Genomic DNA, 18,380 nt, shown 5'->3' with positions numbered 1-18,380 from the left:
ATTCAGTCAAATGTCAGGATTACTTTTCCTGCCCCGCTGTCCTTATCAGCCAGAACGGCAAATGCCTCCTCATACTTTTCAGCCGGAAACACATGTGTGACCAGCTGGTCCACCCGGTCCAGACGGTCCGCAAGACGTTCCAGTGTCTCCGGGAATTTCTGCATCTGGTGCCTGGTTCCAAGAATGGTAAGCTCCTTGGCGTTAACCGCCTTAAAATCAATTGCAGTGGGCGTCTTTGCGAATGTCATCGCCACCAGGCGTCCGGCTGGTGAGAGAAGTTTAACAGCGTGTTCCAGAAGGGCCGGGATTCCTGCCGCTTCAAATACCACATTGACCCCCTCCCCGCCAGTCACATCCATAACAAGTGCATCCAGATCCTCCTTTACAGGGTTGACCATGTAGTCCGCGCCAAACCGGGCCGACATGGCAAGCCTGTTTTCATTTGGCTCGGATACAATCACCACTGCCCCGCGGCTCTTGGCCACATCCGCCACAATCAGGCCGATTGGTCCGGCCCCATGGACCAGGACCACATCCCCCGGCCGGACATCGCCCCGCCAGTTGGCCTGGAATCCGATGGTGTATGGCTCACACAGGGCTGCCTGGACATAACTCATTTTACTTTTATCGTATCGATACAACTGGGAGCGTTTAACCACCGCGTATTCCCTGAAGGTTCCATCCACAATACAGCCCAGGACTTTCAGTTCCCGGCATACATTATGATGGCCGCTGCGGCAGGCGTAACATTTCCCGCAGTAGGTAATGGGTTCAAAGACCACACCGTCCCCGGCCGCCAGGTCGGACACCGCCTCTCCCACCGCTTTGACTTCACCTGCCGCCTCATGCCCGATTACCCTTGGATATACAGCATAGGGATTGCTCCCATGGGCCACATGCACATCGGAACCGCAGATTCCCGTGGCATGGATCCGCACCAGCACCTGGTCCGGCTCAGTGATGGACGGCATCTTTACATCCAGCATTTCCATATGGTCCGGTTCTATTACCGTGATTGCTTTCATCTTCCTCTCCTTTCATTCTGATCCGGCTAAATCCCAGGGCAGGACAGGAACCCTCCGTCCACCGCAATCACCTGGCCCGTTACATAGCCCGACATATCCGGGTCTGCAAAAAAACGCAGCGCGCCCACCAGTTCCCTGGAATCCCCCAGCCTGCCCATGGGCGTGCGGTGAATCACATTGTAGTAGCGCTGGGTATAGGTGCCGTCCGGATTTACATACATGTCATGGTTTAATGGTGTCAGGAAATATCCCGGGGCCACCGCATTGACCCTGACCCTGCCATATTCATTGGAAAGGTAATTGGAAAGCCATCTGGTGAACATATCCACCGCCGCTTTGCTGGACGCATAGGCTGGAACCATGCTGAGGGCGTCATAGGCTGCCATGGAAGTTATGTTGATAATGGAATTCCCCTCCCCGCCTACAAGGTCCGCTGCAAATACCTGGCTGGCAATCACGGTTCCCAGCCAATTCACGTTCATGACCCGCATCATCTTTTCCGCATCAATATTAAACAGGGTGCGGCTCTTTCCCAGCAGTTCCCGGACAGTCTCCTTGCGCTCCGGATCAGCCTTTGCAACCTCTGTATCCATTTCATCGCCCGGCTGATATGACCCGGACGTGGTCTTGGCCAGTGGATCTTGGATTCCTGCACAGTTAATCAGCACATTGCACTTGCCCAGCTTTTCCCTGACCTCCTGACGGGCCTGTTCCATGGAAGCCTTGTCCACCACGTTGCAGCGGATTGCAGCGGCCCTTCCTCCATTTTCCCTGATCTGCGCAGCTACCTGCCCTGCAGCATGGATATCATAATCCAACACTGCAATTGATTTACCATCCCCGGCAAGTTCCCTGGCAAACACGCTGCCAAGTCCTCCGCCTGCACCGGTTATAACAACAACCTGTTCCATATCCCTTATCCTCCGACGAATAATTTTTAATTTAAAATACTTGGAATCCACAGTGTGAGCTGCGGGACAAACGATACAAGCGCTAATACAATAAGGCTTGTGGCCAGGAAGGGAACCGTGGCCTTAAATGCCTTGAATGCGGAAATCTTTCCAATCTGGGCGCCTGTGCAGACACACATGCCTACCGGAGGCGTGGTCAGTCCCAGCATCAGGTTCAGGATTGCCATCAGCGCAAAGTGGACCGGCTCCATTCCCACCGCGGTTGCCACGGGAAGCAGCACCGGGAACGTAATCAGGATTGCCGCAAGGCTTTCCATGAACATCCCTACAAAAAGCAATACCACATTGATCAGAAGGATTACCACAACCCGGTTATCCGTAATGCTGAGTATGCTGTTTGCCACCATCTGCGGGATACGCTCCGCTGTCAGGATATAGGCAAATACATTGGCCAGCCCAATGAGTACGATGATGCTGGCGCAGGCCCTTATATTCTCCCAGACAATCCTTGGAACATCCGTGATTCTGATTTCCTTATACACAAACACACCTACAACCAGCGCATATGCGCATGTGACGATTGAGGCCTCCGTCGGCGTGAACACGCCAGAGAGGATCCCGCCTAAAAGAATGACAGGCATCAGCATGGCCCAGATTGCATCCTTTGTCGTTTCCAGGCGCACCCGCCAGGAAGCCTTTTCGTGCCTTGGATAATTGCGCTTTACGGAGATGATATAGGTTGGGATACAGAGGGCCAGCCCCAGCAGGATACCGGGGATAATGCCGGCCTGGAACATTTTCCCAACGGAAATGCTTACACAGGAACCTGCAATGACCATGGGCACGCTGGGCGGGATGATTGGGCCTACAACGGATGAAGCCGCTGTCACTGCCACCGAGAAATCATCGTCATAGCCGTCATCCACCATGGCCGGAATCAGCATACTGCCCAGGCTGCACACATCGGCAATGGCTGTTCCGGATATTCCGGCAAACACCATACTTGCCACAATATTTACCAGTGCAAGGCTTCCGCGGAAATGTCCCAGAAATGAGTTGCAGAAATCCAGAATACGCCTGGTGATACCTCCGCCGTTCATCAGCGCTCCGGCCAGCATGAATCCGGGTATACAGAGCAGGGTAAAGGAATCCATTCCAGAATAAAACTTCTGGGCGATGACGGTCAGCGGTATGTTATTTGTAAACAGATAAAACAGGGATGACAGACCCAGGGAAAATGCAATCGGGACCCCTATCAGCAGAAGTATCAGGAATATAATAAACATCATTGCAACCATACCTTATTCCGCCCCCTTTCCCATTGCCAGGACTTCGCTTATGATTCCAGCCATACAGTAGATGGAGGTCAGGGCAAATATCCCCACCGGGACCAGATAGAAAATTCCCATGTTAATCCTCAGGGAAGTGGATACTGTCCTCAGACCAGTTTTCCAGAATATAAAGGCCTGCCTTGTACCCACTACCCCTACAATGCTTATGAAGATATAGTCCAGAATGCTTATGATATGCTTAAGCTTTCCGCGCATGTTGTTTGTCACTATGTCGATGACAGCATACTCATTGTATTTAATTGCCATGGGCGCACCGAACATGATTGTATACATGAAAAACAATCTTGTCATTTCATCTGTCCAGGGAGCTGAAATCCCCGGCGTATATCTTGTGATGACCTGAACCAGGACGCAGATACTCACCAGGCCAAAGGAGAGGGCTGTAAGGTAATGGAATATCTTATCCAATAAGTCAGTAATTTTCTTCATCGCTATCCCCCAACTCTATCAATTATTAGCCGCTGCTTTTATAAACGCCGCCTGATGCCCGCAGGCGGCGTCTGGCGCCATGCTGTTATTTTACATTGGCATCGGACATTTCGCAGATTTTCTGGTACATATCCCAAAGGCCTGCGCCCTGGTCCTCCAGGTAGGACTGGATGACCGGCATCATGGCGTCCTTAATGGCGTCACGGTCCACTTCCGTGTTAATGGTCATGCCCGCATCCATACATTTCTGGCGGTAATCATCCTTGTGTTCATAGTAGTAATCATTGGTCCACTGCTGCATTTCTGCAGAAGTCTCATCCAGCCAGCCTCTCATCTCATCGTCCAGGCCATTGTAAAGGTCGGCTGAAACCAGGTTAAGGATAGTTGAATATACATGGCTTGTCTCATTTACATACTTCTGCACTTCATAGAAGCTGTTGTCGTAAATCATGTCATATGGATTTTCCTGCATCTCCACGACTCCCTGGCTTAAGGCGTTAAAGGTCTCGCCCAATGCGATGGAGGAACACACTGCCCCTGCGCTGTTCCACATATTCGTATGCAGCGTGTTGCCTGACATACGCATCTTTCGTCCGCTTAAATCAGCCGGTGTGTTAATGGGCACATTGGATGTCAGCTGGCGGGCGCCGCGCAGCTGGTACCACAAAACATGGAATCCCGCTGTCTCAAAATCATTCTTAATGGAAGTTCCAATCTCACTCTCAACCATGTTCTGCACATCTTCCTCAGAGTTGTAGGCCCATGGCGCTTCCAAAAGGGTTGCGCTGGGCGCATATCCGTTAAAGGAGCCGCCGGACATGGTCATATCCGTTGTCCCTACCAGCATGCCTGCCAGGGAATCCGCTTCCGAGCCAGATGAACTGGAAGGATAAATCTCAACCACAAAACGCCCGCCGGACTTTTCTTCCAGGCGCTTCTTAAATTCGGTTGCTGCCTGCCCCCATGGATGGTCCAGGGATACCGTCAGGTCATACTTCAGTGTAACGGTTTCCCCTGCCGCGGAAACTTCCTTGCTTTCTGCACCTGCTGCCTGGGTGTCCTTGTTACCGCTCCCTGCTGCCTGGGTTGCGGGTGTGCTGACGGAACTGCATCCGAAAAGCATGCCTGCACTTAGTACCACGGATGTAATGACTGCCAATCTTTTTTTCATTTCGTTGTCCTCCTCGTATGAATGGTTTATTGTTACTGCTTTAATAGGCCCGTATCCTGTCTATGCACGCAGCGTAATCCTCTTCCTGGAAAAACAGTTCCTGTTTTCCAAGGACGAAGCCCTCCACTCCGCAGTTGTGATACAGGTCGCTGATAACTTCCCTCGTGGCCCCGCCGTCCAGAAGAAGGTGATAACCAAGCCCATGTTCCTCCCTGTAGCTGTTAAGTTCAATGAACTTCTGCCGCGTATACGGCATGAATTCCCTTCCGGCAAATCCGGGATTCACTGCCATGATCATGACATAGTCCGTAATCGGAAGCATGTCCTTAACACTTTCAAGCGTGGTGCAGGGATTCAGTATAAGACCTGTTTTTTTGCCCTGCATCTGAATCAGCTCAAGGGTAGCAGACGGAATCAGTTCTGACTCCGGGTGGATGTAGATGATGTCGGCTCCTGCCTGGGCTACTTTTTCTATGTAGTTGTGCGGATTCATGACCATCATATGGCAATCGATTAATTTGTGGGCGCCCTGATCCGTAACCCGCCGTATCATCTCCAGTTCCCTTACAGACATTCCAAAATTCGGAACAAATGTCCCATCCATCAAATCCACATGATAAATATCCATATCCGTGGCATCCAGCTTCTCAACCTCTTCCCTGATATTGTCAATTGCCAGGTTTAATATGGATGGACACAGTAATTTGGGCCTCTTCTCCATCATTATCAGCTCCTTCTTAATTATTCCTTGTTCGCATTCTCAAAAATGTATACTAGTATAACATCTGAGGTGAGTATAGCACCATGTCAGGACAAAATCAACGGCAATTATCAATTTTGTCTTTATTTACAAAATTTTATTGTATCTTTTGTGCTATATCTACAATTTAATTGTTTATTTTTTATCAAATAAGCGCTGATTCTTTTTGTCCCCCTCCCCATTATTTTACATTTTCAGTAAATTATTTAATTTCCGCCTTATTTATTTATCAAAATCTGGTATACACTTTATTCTATTTTTTGCGCCTATTTCTCAGAGTATCATAAACCTTTCCATGTCATTTTTAATTTTAACTGTATTGATATTGAATTATTTTTTATCGTGTTATAGAATGTATACTAGATATTGTTGCCCGGCAAATACCTGGCACAAAAGTACTTATACCCATGACAGACAGGAGTAATTATGATTGAAACCCTTCAGACACCAGCAAACCTGACCCAAGTCGTCTACCAGCACCTGTGGCATGAGATTGCTTCGCTGCACCTGATGCCGGGCGAGAAGCTCAGTGAGGTTAAATTAGCCAAAGAATTCAACTGCAGCCGCATACCGGTCCGCGAGGCAGTCCATCTCCTGGCCGCCGAAGACGCCCTTGAGGCCCGGCCCCAGCGAGGCAGCTTTGTCACGCTGATCAATGTGAAACAGCTTGAGCGGATCCGTTATCTGCGCGAAGCATTAGAGTACAAAATCATGATGGATGGTTATCATTCCGGGTGTTTTGAATCCATTGTCCCATATTTGGAATCCCTGGTAACACGCCAGGAGGAACTGCTGAACGCATCCGCATATGAACTGGCTTTCCAGCTGGATATGGAGTTCCATAAGATATTTTACAATATGACCCACAAGGAATTCGTTCTGGAGCATACCGGCGAAAAGGACATCCACTACATGAGGGCCCGTCTCTTAGCCCTCCGCCTGGAAAATCCCATCATGATGCCCCACCAGCACCGCGCCATCGTGGAATCCATTAAAAGCCACGATGAACCAGGACTTCAAAAAGCCATTTACGGTCACCTGAACAATGTAAACATCATGTTTAACACGCTTCGTCCCGAACTGGAACAATATGTATGCAGGAATTAATCAACCCGCATCCCCCTGCGCATACCGCATAGCGGCAGGGCAGCGGTAAAACAGCCGCAAAACAAAAGAACGTATGGCCTCTCCGAATACACATCCGGAAAAACCATACGTCCTATTTCATTTTCCATTCCCCTTACTTCTTATTCCTGCCCGCCTTCTTCTCCTTAATCTTAGCCAGCCGGGCAAGTACCCCGGTCATCTCTTTCACGTCAATGTCACCCCGTTTCAGGGAATCCGTGTTTTTCAGATGCTCCATAAACTGCTTCTGGGTGTATATGAGGGCGGAAGGTGTGGCCTTAAGTGTCACACGTGGATTGGTGAATACGGTCACAATATCCAGGTTCCCCTTCACACCGGCCTCGTCCATGGCAGCCTTTACCAGCTCATACTGCTCTTTACAGACCGTCAAAGGGTTGCGGAATGTCAGGTCCTGGCCGTTCATGTGCTGTTTCCATGGCCCGTCCTTTTCCCCCGGGCTAACAACGCCGCCAAATCCCAGACAGTAGATACCGGTCACACCGCTGGGCGCCACCAGGAATGCAATCAGCTGGGCGGTCTTCCCTTGATATTCAACTGAGCCGGGAGCAACCACTCCCATGCCGTTTTTATTCGCAAACTTTAACAACTGGGCAACAAACACCGTTAAATCGTTCTTGGTGCCATTGTTCATCCTTGGCTCACGTCCCCCGCCCTTCTTTGACGGGTTTTCCGCTCCATCCGGTTTCTTCTTCCTGCTGGCACCAAATAACAGTTCTGACAGGCTTTTCCCCGTGCGCGACTGTACAATGGGCATGACAATCATCAGAAGGACTGCCATCACAATCACAAATGCAATCTGCTCCGTGGATATTTTCTCCATAAAGTGCTGCTCCTCTCCTGGTCCCTGGCTTAAGGACTTTTATCCGTATATCATCAGGCATCCATTCCCTATTCGGCTTTCCTTTGGCCTTGGCCAGGGCAGATGGCAGGAATGAATTCTCAAACAGGGCCTGACACTTATATATCAGTAAATGTTTGTCCATTATACCATGTTCCAGTTAAAACATCAATGCAGCATTGCATACTCCCCTCATTTCCATTACTCTTGCACATAGAAAGTAAACAGAAAACGCTCTCCCCGATATACCAATATATCAGTATGGATTCTCCTTCATAGGGCTTTTGCCCTGATGTACAAGGATGCGGTTCACCGTAAAAAGATTTCTTTGATTCTTGGACAGTAACATTAGCCAGGTCCGCCCGCAAACGCATTCCCGTCTTGGCAAACCACGTTTTTTCTGGTATAAAACTATTAGAATAAGTAAAGGAGGAGCATGTCCAATGTCTCTCACAATCGTCAATAAACGCTGTCCGGAGGAAACCAACAGCGACTATGCATACAGGCTGATACGGAGGAATATCATGAACCTGTACCTGAAGCCGGGAGCAGTGTTAAATGAGGCGGAACTCAGCGAACAGCTGGGAATGAGCCGCACGCCCATACGGGAAGCCCTGATTCTCTTGAAAAATGAGGGCCTTGTGGACATCATGCCCCAGCGCGGCAGCAGGGTAAGCCATATCAGCCTCAGCCTTGTGCGTGAAGGATATTTCATGCGCCGTATCCTGGAGACAGCCATCATCCAGGAGATTGCCGGCACACTTTCCTCCGGGCAGACAAAGGCCATGAAGAACAACCTGGAACTGCAGCGCCAGGAGCTTGCGCGGAATGTCAATGAATTAAGCGATGATTTTTTTGACCTGGATGACGACATGCACCGCATGCTTTATGAGTTCAGCAACCGCCATCATATATGGTCCGCGCTCCACGGGGTCAATTCCCACTATGACCGGGTGCGTTACCTGGACACCGCGGTCAACGGCGTGAACCAGTCCGTCCTGCTGGAGAATCACAATACGCTTTACTGCTATCTCCTGATGGGAATTCCAGGGGATGTGGATATCGCAAAGTTCTGCAGTGACCATCTGGGCCGGTTCCTGTTAGATTTCCAGAATACAATCACAACCTATCCGGATTATTTTGTGGATTGATGATAGATATGTTTTTAACAAATATATTAGTTGGGTCATTTTATCCCCCTCCCGCGTATCCGCCTGAAGATGCACTGAATCCATGTGCACTTTTCAGGCGGTTTCTTTATACCATCTTTATACCGTCTTTATATTATATTAATATCCGATTTTTCCGCCATCGAAATATGCACACTTTTTTACGTTTTTATCCTTTTATTTTGTCAATTTTTTACTCATTTTTACATTTCAGACCATGTTTTTTTAGTTTTTGTTAAATATGCACAAATCCCTTTAGCTAAAACTGTCATTTTGTAGCTAGTAATATATCCTCATATATGGCAATATATTAGTATGGTTGTAAAATACAGACCAGCGTATAGTTTGGCCAGTGCCGGCAGGCTCTGCCAAGGTATATCAATCCTACAAAAGGAAGGGAGAAGAATTTATGAAACTTAACAAAAAACCTTTTGCACTGCTGCTGACCGCAGCAATGGCCCTGTCTCTTGCAGGTTGCGGCGGCGGTTCCACCGCTTCTACTACTGCTGCGCCTGCTGCCGCTCCTGCGGGGGATGCCGCTGCCGACACAGCCGCTCCTGCTGCTGACGATGGACAGACCTATGTCATTAACATCGGCCACATCAATGATGAGCGCGATTCCTGGCACCTGGGTTCTGAGAAGTTTAAAGAGTACGTGGAAGAGAATTCCGGCGGACGCATCCAGGTAAACATCTATCCCAGCAGCCAGTTAGGCACTGAGGTGGATATGATCCAGTCCATCCTGACACAGGGCGGCTGTGACATCACATTTACAGGCGAGTCCATGCAGACCTACCAGCCTGACCTGGGCATCATCGGTATGCCTTACCTGATTAAGAGCGACGAACATATGGAAGCTGTCCTTACCGGAGAGGTAGGCGCTGAACTGGAAGGACTGATGGAGAAGTCCGGCATGAAGGTCCTGGGTTATTTTACCCGCGGCCCGCGTAATGTTACCGCCAACAAGAAGATCACATCCCCTGCCGATATGAACAATTTTGTCATCCGCACCCCTCAGTCCGCCATGACCGTGGCCGCATTTGAGGCAGTCGGGGCAAAGCCCACCCCTATGGCTTTAGCAGAGGTGTTCACCAGCCTTCAGCAGGGCACCATTGAAGGCCAGGAGAATCCATTGGCCATGATCCAGAACAGCTCCTTCTATGAAGTCCAGGATTACGTAATCCGCACCGAGCACCTGCGCGCATGGGTTTACATCGCAATGGGCCTGGAGCAGTTCAATGCCCTGCCGGCTGACCTGCAGCAGGTTGTACTGGACGGCGGCAAGGAAATGCAGAAGTATGAGCATGAGATTTTCCTGAAGAACGAGGAAGAGCTGGAGTCCAAGCTGGTTGAGGAAGGCATGGAATTCGTGGATGTGGACCAGAAGGCATTCTCAGATGCCATGACAAACGGAGTCCTGGCAGTACTGACCGACAGCCAGAAGGCTCTTTACGAAAAGATTTCTGCTGCTAACCCGGACGCTTAAATTTAACACTATTTCAGCATTGGCTTTTGGCGGCGGACCGACCGTCCAGCCTATGGGCGCAGTGCATGACCGACCGGTTTTGCGCTGTGCCCCTTTTTGTAGATACAGTGTTAAAATTCCTTAACAGAAAGTGAGGTGCTCATCCATGAGCAATTTTAAAAAAGGGTTGGATAAGTTCGTCCATTACTTTGACCATGCACTCTGCTTTTTCGGCGTTATTTTTTATCTGACTTTCGTGGCCTGTGTACTGATTCAGGTAATAAGCCGGAACTTCCTGCCAAGCGCGCCATCCTGGACAGAAGAGGCCGCACGCTATTCCTTCATCTACATGGTGGGATTTGGCTGCGCCGTAGCAGTCCACCGCAGTGAATTTGTAAACGTGGAATTCCTCCATGACGCCCTGGAGCCAAAGTTCCCCATCATCAACAAGATCATTGACCTGCTCATCAAGGTGGTATTATTGGTTTTCACAGCATACGTGCTGGTTAAATCCGTGATTCCATTTGCATTTATCAAGTTCCCCATGTTTTCCACGGCAATGACGCTGCCTATGCAGTATGTATATTTCTCCCTGGTACTGATGTTCGGCTTCATGGTCATCGCTTACCTGTGTGAGGTTCTCAACATAATCCTTACCTGGAATGAAAAGGAGGGCAAATAAGTATGGTATCCGTATTATTCATTACATTCGTTGTCTGCCTGTTCATCGGAGTGCCTGTGGCCTTCAGCCTTGGACTTGCATCCCTGGCCTATTTCCTGGGTGCCAACATGCCCATTGCAACATTTTCCCAGAGGTTCTTTGCTGGTATTGACAGCTTCACACTTTTATGTATCCCCGGCTTTACCCTGGCGGGCAACCTGATGAACCAGGGCGGCATCTCGGATAAGCTGATGGATTTCTGTGACAAGTTAGTGGGACACCTTACGGGCGGCATGGCCTATGCCAATATCATGGCTTCCATGATTTTTGCAGGCATCTCCGGAACAGCCCTGTCCGACACGGTTGCCCTTGGCGGCATTGAGATTCCCATGATGGTTGACCTGGGATATGACAAGAACTTCTCCGTGGCCGTCACTGCTGCCTCCAGCTGCATGGGACCCATCATCCCGCCTTCACTGCCCATGATCATGGCCGCCACCATGACCGGTTTATCCGTATCTAAAATGTTCATGGCCGGTATTGTTCCCGGTATCCTGATGGGCGGCGGCATGGCACTGGTTTCTTATGTGATTTCCAAGAAGAGGAAGTATCCCAAACGGGAACATATGAGTTCCTTCAGGGAAATCCTTAAGTCAGGCCGGGAAGCCATCTGGGCCATCATCATGACCCTGATCATCCTGTTCGGAATCATCGGCGGTATGGTGACTCCTACGGAAGCTTCCATCATCTGTATCGTGTACGGCACCTTCGTAGGCTTCGTCATCTACCGTAAACTGACACTTAAAAGCTTTTACCAGTGCCTGCAGCAGACACTTTCCAGCGCGGCATCCATCATGGCCCTGGTTGCATTTGCCAATGTATTCGCATATATCCTGACCAAGGAACGTATCCCGAATATGATTGCGGAAGCCATGCTTAACCTGACCAGCAACAAATATATCCTACTGCTGCTCATTAACCTGTTCCTGATTTTCGTCGGGATGTTCATGGAAACCATTGCAGCCATCCTGATCCTGTTCCCGGTGCTTTTGCAGCTGGCCACCTCAGTGGGCGTGGACTCCGTCCAGTTCGGCGTCCTTGTGGTCATGAACCTGGTGCTCGGCCTGTGCACGCCGCCTGTGGGCGTCTGCCTGTTTGCAGCTACCAACATAGCCGGCAATAAGCTGTCCGACAATGTTAAGGCCCTGATGCCTTTCCTCATTGCCAACTTCATCGTGCTGGGCCTTGTGACCTATGTGCCATTCTTAACCACCGGCGTTGCCAACCTTGTATTGGGAGGTTAAGGCCAAAACAGGAACTGATATTTAAAAGGTACGGTTCCCGGACAGGAGTTTTGAGATACTCCATCTGTCCGGGAACCGTACCTTTTATTTGATTCCTTCTATGCTTACTCCCTCATGTCCTGGCAATCTTATTCCAATGGACAGGATTCCTGTCCCGCTCCCATTCCCAGGCCCTCCAATTGTTCCAGGAACGCTTCTGTGTAGCCGCGTTTGAGCAGGAATGCCCGCTGATACGGCGTCAGCCTTGCAGGCTCCCCTGTGAACAAACGCATCAGGAGACTTTTAAACAGGCCGCTTTCCTCCTGTCCGCCAATCATATTGACGCACTGAAGCCTTTTATCCTTCACAACGGCCTCCACATAGCGCGGCCCGGACAGTTCCCCGAACGTGATCCTGTCTCCCGGCAGGCGGGGATCCCCAAGGCCGATGAAATCCATGTCCATGAAATGGGTGATATTGTGGACCACGTTCCCCGGATATGCGGCGGTCATACCCGCCATGTTTTTCCCGGCAGTCTCGCCCTGTGCCCCTGCGTTGGCCCACAGGCCGATAATCATGGTCTCCCCTGTCTGCAGGTTCAGCCCCTCGCAGCAGTCTCCGGCGGCATAGATTCCGGGCACGTTGGTTTCCATATGGCTGTTGACCACAATCCCCCTGCGGATTTCGACGGTCCCCTGGGCCGCCTCGGTGTTGGCTGCCAGTTCCACATTGGCCCTGGTCCCGATGCACAGGCATATCAGGTCCGCGGCAAGCTCCTCCCCGTCACTGAACCTGGCCCCATTCCCTGTTATCCCTTCAATCCCTGCATTCCATTTAAAATGTATCCCTTTTTCCGCCACACGCTGTTCCAGTTCCCTTGCAACCGTCTCAAAGGCTGCCAGCGGGAACAGATAGGGCGCAAAGTCAGCCAGGGTCACATCCACGCCGCGGTTGAGCAGCAATTCAGCTACTTTAATCCCGACCATGGAGGCTCCCACCACCACTGCCTTTTGGACACTGCCCTGTTCCAGCGCATGCTTCATACGGCGGGCGTCATCCATGGTGCGCATGAGGAATACCCTGGATCCTGCCAGCCCCTTCAGCGCAGGCACCACCGCCCTGGCCCCGGTGGAAATCAGGATCTTATCAAACGCTTCCCTTCTTCCATCGGCCAGCAGGATGCTCCTGTCGGGCAATACCCTGCGTACCGTCTCCCCGCTGTGAAGACAGATGTTAAGCTCCCGGGTGATGGATTCCAGGCCGCCAAAGGGATACGCATCCTTTTCTTCCAGCCTGCCTGATACGTAGTAGGTTGTAAGCATTGGGTTGGCAGGCGGCTCCTGGGTGGATTCATATACATGGATCCCACCCGTGAACCCGGATGCCCGCAATGCCCTGGCCCCGTTATAACCAGCACAGCCAAAGCCGATAATTGCTATCCGTTCCATATATATCACCTCACTGTCCGGCAAGAATCATGTTTACAATCCGATGGGTGGATGCGCTCAGGTCTGCCTTGGCGTATTCATCCTCCGTGTAAAGTTTCAGGGCGTCAAATGGACATACCCGTACGCAGGCCGGCTGCATCCCATGCTTCACCCGTTCGGCGCAGCCATCACATTTTTTCAGCCTGCCGTCCCTGCCAAAACGCGGCGCGCCGAATGGGCAGGCCATGGCACAGCTGTGGCAGCCGATGCAGACGCTTGCGTCATATACTGTAAATCTGGTTTCCCCATCCTTGCGCAGACAGCCCGTGGGACATCCCTTAATACAGGGCGCATCCTCGCAATGCATGCAGGCCATGGAAAAGTCCATGAAACAGGTATGCTCTTTTCCTGCTTCTTCCAGATGGGCAATGACGCGCAGCGCCTCGTCCCCGGCCTTCAGTTCAATATCGTTCTGATCCATGCAGGCCACTGCACAGGCGCCGCAGCCAACACATTTATCGCGGTCGAAATCCAGGATATATTTCATGCTCAATCACCTATCCTTTCTACTCTGCATGCAATCTGGCGGTATCCGGGGAACCCTGAATAGGGATCCAGGTGGGATGCGGGAATCAGGCTGTTGCCGTCCGCTTCCGCATATCCGTGATACAGATACATTTCACCAGGATTACTGGTCCCGGTTATATGGGCGCTGACCACCACACTGCTGCCGCTGGCCGTGGTCAGACGGACTTTGCTGCCTTCCTCCACCCCCAGGTTCCTGGCATCGGATGGACTCATATCCACAGCAGGCTCCGGACGCAGGCTTCTGGCCCAGGACACGCCATGGAAACGTGAGTGGATGGCATTAGGCAGGCGCGAGCCTATTACCAGCGTTGCATTGGCGCCGTCAACCGGCGACACGTCCTGGCTGCTTCTGTAATCCGGCAGCGGGTTTAAGTCGCTGCGCCCTTTCTCCGCCGCAATACCGGCAATCAGCTCGCTGTACAGCTCCACCTTCCCGGTCCTGGTAGGAAATCCTTCCTGTCTGCGCTGTCCGAATACAGGAGGATGGGCAGACTGCACCTTGATTGGAAGAGGGGCCTTACGCAGCTGTTTTAGCGTGACACCCAGGTCCTTGACAAACCAGTTCATGGTTTCCTCATAGCCTGCGCACAGAAGCTCATCGTCAAGGCCCAGCGCCTTTGCAAGGCCGCATATCACCTCACAGTCATTGCGGCTTTCATACAGCGGGTCAATTACCGGTTCCGTGCAGGTAAGGAAACCGCCCGGATATGCTTTTAACTCGCTGCGCTCCAGGGATGAGCAGACCGGAAGTACAATATCCGCATGGCGCACAACCTCGGTGTCAAATAAATCCGTGGCCATGACAAAGTCCAGCTTGTCAATGGCCCTGAGCATTTTCTCCGGTTCCGGGAACATGCGGTGGTTCATACCAAATGCCAGAAGCGCCCGGATGGGATATGGCTTACCCTCCTCAATCTGACGCGGCAGGTCCATGGCCTGGGCCTCATCCACCAGGGCATTCCACACAGGGAAACGCTCCCCGCCCACACAGTTGTGCCCATCCTTTGGACGGCGGCTGTGGATGAATTCATGCTCAGGCATATCGAAACCGCAGTCCGTGTATATGTAGGTGGGATGCAGCGGACGCATACCGCCCGGCCTGTCCAGGTTCCCGCAGATGGCCTGCAGTGCGATGACTGCCCGCATGTTATTGTATCCATTAATATGATGGGTGATGGTAGCCGAAGGGGAGTACGTGGCCGCAGGCCCATTGGTGGCGTAAATCCTGGCTGCCTCGTATATCTTTTCAGCCGGAACACCTGTGATTTCCTCTGTCTTCTCCAGGGTATAATGGGATGCAAGTTCCTTGAACCCATCAAAACCGTGTACATGCTGTCCCACAAACTCCTTGTCGTACCATCCATTCTCGATTATCAGCCTGCACATGCCCAAAGCCAGGGCGCCGTCCGTCCCCGGATGCAGCTGCAGATGGATATCGGCCACTTTCCGTGCGGTATGGGTCAGCCGGGGATCCACAATGATGATCTTGGCTCCCCTTGCCTTTGCCGCCTCAATCCCCCGGGCCAGCTGGTATGCGCTCATATATCCGTTACACCCCCAGCCCAGGAAGGTATTGCAGTGGGGGGTGTCGGGACCATAGTTGTCCCCGGTCACGGTTGACCAGGCCATCTGGGTCGCCCGGAAACAGGAGGAGCTTTCCGTTGCATAGTTCAGGGTGCCGAATGAATAGGCCAGGCGGTGGAGCCAGGGGCGCAGCCATTTGGAATATCCTGTGTAAAACATGACCGCATCCGGGCCGCTTTCAGCCTTAATCCGGTTCAGCCTGTCAGCCACGGTTTCGTACGCCTCATCCCAGCTGATTGCCTCAAACCTTCCCTCTCCCCGTTCCCCAACGCGCTTCATGGGAGTCTTCAGCCTGTCCTCACGGTAAATGTACTCCCGGTTGGCTGCTCCCTTTGTGCACAGTTTTCCATTGGAACCAGGAAAGCCTTCTGTTCCTTCAATCTTGATGATCCTGCCGTCCTTCACATAGGCATCCAGGCCGCAATGGGCGCCGGGCGCACAGATATCGCAGATACCGTGCCTTACCTCAATCCCAGTCTCAGGCCCCGGAATCTTGGCCTGAATCAGACGTTCCAGTTCAGTCATACACATTCCTCCTTTATTAAAATAGATTTCCATCTGTATTAAACGGCCATCCGGCCAATGGTTCTGATACGGTAATCCGTCCATCCGAAAGGGCCTCATCCAGCATATTGGAGGATATGTGGATTTCCTGCAGATGGAGTGTGTCCTGTATACGCACAATACGCGGCGACTGCCGTCTGCCGGAAGGCAGCATCTGGACAGCTGCCTGGATTGCCTGTCTGTGGTCCGCAAGCGCCATGGGTATCTTAATCAGGTGCGGGGTTCCTGTCATCAGGCAGTTGGGATAGGTGGCCAGGGGGTTGTATTTCTTCATTACACTGACGGTTGTGGTATCCGCCATCCCAAGTCCAAAGGCAGCGCCCTCCGTGGCCTCCGTCAGGTCCAGGACCGTAATAAGGCGCGGCCGCGGCGTCAGCCTGCCGTCCCCATCCTTAAATCCGCCTACAACATTGGGGTCCATTCCCCCGCCGCTTATATCCTTTCCAATGCGGTCAATGACCAGCACATCTATATCCTTCAGATATAGGGCAGGCATCATTTCCCTGGCCTGCCGCAGGAGATGGGGTTCCCTGATTGGTATCTCAGCTTTGGGAAGCACGTGGATTGCCGCCGTCTCCTCCCTGGCATTCTCCATAACACCGATGCCGCACAGAATGGGCAGCTTTCCCAGCACGGTCCTGGCCAGCTGTTCCATACGTTGCCCTATGCTGCCATCTCCATTACCGTGTACATAGTCAGCTCCGTAACAATTCCCAAGGCCCACGGCAGCCATTTTCATAAGTCCGCTTTCATACGGACCGTGGAAGGCAGTGTGGGCCTTTATCCGGTTAAACAATATGACCGCATCCGCTGCCACCGCCTCCTGGTCAGCCATGACAGGGGTCCCGTCCGGCAGCGTATCCACCCGGCATCCCTCCACACATGCATGGATCGGCATATTTACCGTATCCGGGGTAACACCCAGTCCCCTAAGCACTGCCATCTGTCCCTCAGGCGAAGCCCCGCCGTGGCTGCCCATGCTGGGGACGATATACGGCTCCGCCCCATGGCTTTGCAGGAATGCCGACAGGGTCCTTAGGAGAGGGACCAGATTGGCAATCCCGCGGCTTCCCACCGTCACGGCCACGGACATTCCTTCATGCAGCTGTCCTTCCATCCACTGGACGCGCAGCTGCTTCATAAGCTCCTCTTCCGGTGAACCGACGGCGCGGCCCGGAAACTCCTGGTGGATACCCGCCATGGTGGGAAGCTGGATTGGGTTTAAGATTTTCTCAATCGCATTCATCATGTAACCTCCTGTAAAGGAGGCCGCCTATTCAAACACTGCAAACATTTCCACGTAACACTGCCTGCAGGCTTCCATGTCCTTACGCTGTATGGCTTTTAAGAGACGGCGGTGCACATCCTCCTCCGGAACCGGCTTTAACCTTGCCTTTTCCAGATACGCCCTGTTCAGTATGGAGGTGTGCTGCCGGAGCATTTTCCCAATAATCCCGTCTGACAGCAGGAATATCTCATTCTGGGTGGCCCGGCAGATTTCCCGGTGGAATTCATAATCCAGCTTGGCGTGAAGATGGAAATCACCGCTTGCCATGGCCTTGTCCATCTGGTCCACGATCCGCTCCATGCTGGCAAAGTTTTCAGGGGTGGCGCGTTCCATCGCCACCCCCACCGTAGCCAGCTCCGTGACCAGACGGTATTCTGTAATATGGGAAATATCACTGTCCGAAAGAAGGAATTCACCCATCTGACTGATATACTCATCCGGGCTGAACGCCCGCACATAGCTTCCGTCCCCGGCCTTGGTCTCCACCAGGCCCAGGGTCACAAGACGCTGGATTGCTATCTTCACAGAGGATTTGCTTACACCCAGTTCCGTGCTCAGGGTGCTTTCCGGCGGCAGTTTATCCCCGGGCCGGAAAGCGCCGTTTACTATCTCCTGCTTAAGGGCCTGGAATACCCGGTCAGGTATATTATCTTTTTTTATTTTCTCAAATGACATGTGAACACTCCCAATGATTGATTTAACAATTGTCTTACATTTTT

Annotated in this window: 17 protein-coding genes; 5 read left to right on the top strand and 12 right to left on the bottom strand. The window is 51.8% G+C overall.

Translation table 11 applies throughout. From position 1 onward, the window contains the following. Positions 1-2: 2 nt before the first annotated feature. The 6 genes from MCJ35_RS28030 to MCJ35_RS28005 form a co-directional block, all read right to left on the bottom strand. Positions 3-1,025 (bottom strand): zinc-binding alcohol dehydrogenase family protein, encoded by a 1,023-nt coding sequence (locus MCJ35_RS28030; RefSeq protein ID WP_025484157.1) that lies wholly within the window; start codon positions 1,023-1,025, stop codon positions 3-5. A 26-nt stretch (positions 1,026-1,051) separates the two neighbouring features. Next, positions 1,052-1,936, bottom strand: coding sequence for an SDR family NAD(P)-dependent oxidoreductase (locus MCJ35_RS28025; protein ID WP_025484158.1), 885 nt, complete (start codon positions 1,934-1,936; stop codon positions 1,052-1,054). A gap of 26 nt (positions 1,937-1,962) precedes the next feature. Continuing rightward, on the bottom strand, positions 1,963-3,234 hold the full coding sequence (locus MCJ35_RS28020) for a TRAP transporter large permease (RefSeq protein ID WP_025484159.1): 1,272 nt from the start codon (positions 3,232-3,234) through the stop codon (positions 1,963-1,965). Positions 3,235-3,237: 3 nt separating this feature from the next. Then, a complete protein-coding gene (locus MCJ35_RS28015) occupies positions 3,238-3,717 on the bottom strand; it encodes a TRAP transporter small permease (RefSeq protein ID WP_025484160.1) in 480 nt (159 codons plus the stop codon). A gap of 85 nt (positions 3,718-3,802) precedes the next feature. Further along, entirely contained in the window at positions 3,803-4,888 is a 1,086-nt protein-coding gene (locus MCJ35_RS28010; RefSeq protein ID WP_051400602.1) for a TRAP transporter substrate-binding protein, read from the bottom strand. 40 nt (positions 4,889-4,928) lie between these two features. After that, entirely contained in the window at positions 4,929-5,612 is a 684-nt protein-coding gene (locus tag MCJ35_RS28005; RefSeq protein ID WP_227794476.1) for a ribulose-phosphate 3-epimerase, read from the bottom strand. A 462-nt stretch (positions 5,613-6,074) separates the two neighbouring features. Between MCJ35_RS28005 and MCJ35_RS28000 the strand changes: the two genes are divergently transcribed. Next, positions 6,075-6,755, top strand: a complete 681-nt coding sequence (locus MCJ35_RS28000; RefSeq protein ID WP_008724319.1) for a GntR family transcriptional regulator — start codon at positions 6,075-6,077, stop codon at positions 6,753-6,755. 133 nt (positions 6,756-6,888) lie between these two features. Here MCJ35_RS28000 and MCJ35_RS27995 read toward each other — a convergent pair whose 3' ends face one another. Then, complete coding sequence (locus tag MCJ35_RS27995) at positions 6,889-7,614, bottom strand: hypothetical protein (protein WP_025484164.1); 726 nt, start codon at positions 7,612-7,614, stop codon at positions 6,889-6,891. A 461-nt stretch (positions 7,615-8,075) separates the two neighbouring features. Here MCJ35_RS27995 and MCJ35_RS27990 point away from each other — a divergent pair, with 461 nt between their 5' ends. From MCJ35_RS27990 to MCJ35_RS27975, 4 genes are all read left to right on the top strand, one after another. Beyond that, positions 8,076-8,783, top strand: a complete 708-nt coding sequence (locus MCJ35_RS27990; RefSeq protein ID WP_008724315.1) for a GntR family transcriptional regulator — start codon at positions 8,076-8,078, stop codon at positions 8,781-8,783. 427 nt (positions 8,784-9,210) lie between these two features. Then, the gene (locus tag MCJ35_RS27985) at positions 9,211-10,287 is read left to right on the top strand and encodes a TRAP transporter substrate-binding protein (RefSeq protein WP_025484166.1); all 1,077 of its coding nucleotides are present in this window, start codon (positions 9,211-9,213) and stop codon (positions 10,285-10,287) included. A gap of 145 nt (positions 10,288-10,432) precedes the next feature. After that, positions 10,433-10,948: a TRAP transporter small permease gene (locus tag MCJ35_RS27980; protein WP_008724311.1), complete on the top strand. Its 516-nt coding sequence runs from the start codon at positions 10,433-10,435 to the stop codon at positions 10,946-10,948. 2 nt (positions 10,949-10,950) lie between these two features. Beyond that, the gene (locus MCJ35_RS27975) at positions 10,951-12,231 is read left to right on the top strand and encodes a TRAP transporter large permease (protein ID WP_008724309.1); all 1,281 of its coding nucleotides are present in this window, start codon (positions 10,951-10,953) and stop codon (positions 12,229-12,231) included. 128 nt (positions 12,232-12,359) lie between these two features. Here the strand turns inward: MCJ35_RS27975 and MCJ35_RS27970 are convergent, their stop codons facing one another. Genes MCJ35_RS27970 through MCJ35_RS27950 form a run of 5 tightly spaced genes read right to left on the bottom strand, consistent with a single transcriptional unit; the run spans position 12,360 to position 18,336 of the window. Beyond that, on the bottom strand, positions 12,360-13,658 hold the full coding sequence (locus tag MCJ35_RS27970; protein ID WP_025484168.1) for an NAD(P)/FAD-dependent oxidoreductase: 1,299 nt from the start codon (positions 13,656-13,658) through the stop codon (positions 12,360-12,362). A gap of 10 nt (positions 13,659-13,668) precedes the next feature. Beyond that, complete coding sequence (locus MCJ35_RS27965) at positions 13,669-14,184, bottom strand: 4Fe-4S dicluster domain-containing protein (protein WP_025484169.1); 516 nt, start codon at positions 14,182-14,184, stop codon at positions 13,669-13,671. Between the two features lie 2 nt (positions 14,185-14,186). Further along, positions 14,187-16,334 (bottom strand): molybdopterin-containing oxidoreductase family protein, encoded by a 2,148-nt coding sequence (locus tag MCJ35_RS27960; RefSeq protein ID WP_025484171.1) that lies wholly within the window; start codon positions 16,332-16,334, stop codon positions 14,187-14,189. Between the two features lie 16 nt (positions 16,335-16,350). Beyond that, entirely contained in the window at positions 16,351-17,622 is a 1,272-nt protein-coding gene (locus tag MCJ35_RS27955) for a nickel pincer cofactor-dependent isomerase, group 22 (protein ID WP_155858432.1), read from the bottom strand. A gap of 24 nt (positions 17,623-17,646) precedes the next feature. Continuing rightward, the gene (locus MCJ35_RS27950) at positions 17,647-18,336 is read right to left on the bottom strand and encodes a FadR/GntR family transcriptional regulator (RefSeq protein WP_008724298.1); all 690 of its coding nucleotides are present in this window, start codon (positions 18,334-18,336) and stop codon (positions 17,647-17,649) included. Positions 18,337-18,380 lie beyond the last annotated feature (44 nt).

It is taken from the genome of Enterocloster sp. OA13, from assembly GCF_022440595.1.
Lineage (GTDB): Bacteria > Bacillota > Clostridia > Lachnospirales > Lachnospiraceae > Enterocloster > Enterocloster hominis.
Note: the sequence above shows the minus strand (reverse complement) of the source record. Positions and strands in the feature narration are given on the sequence as shown.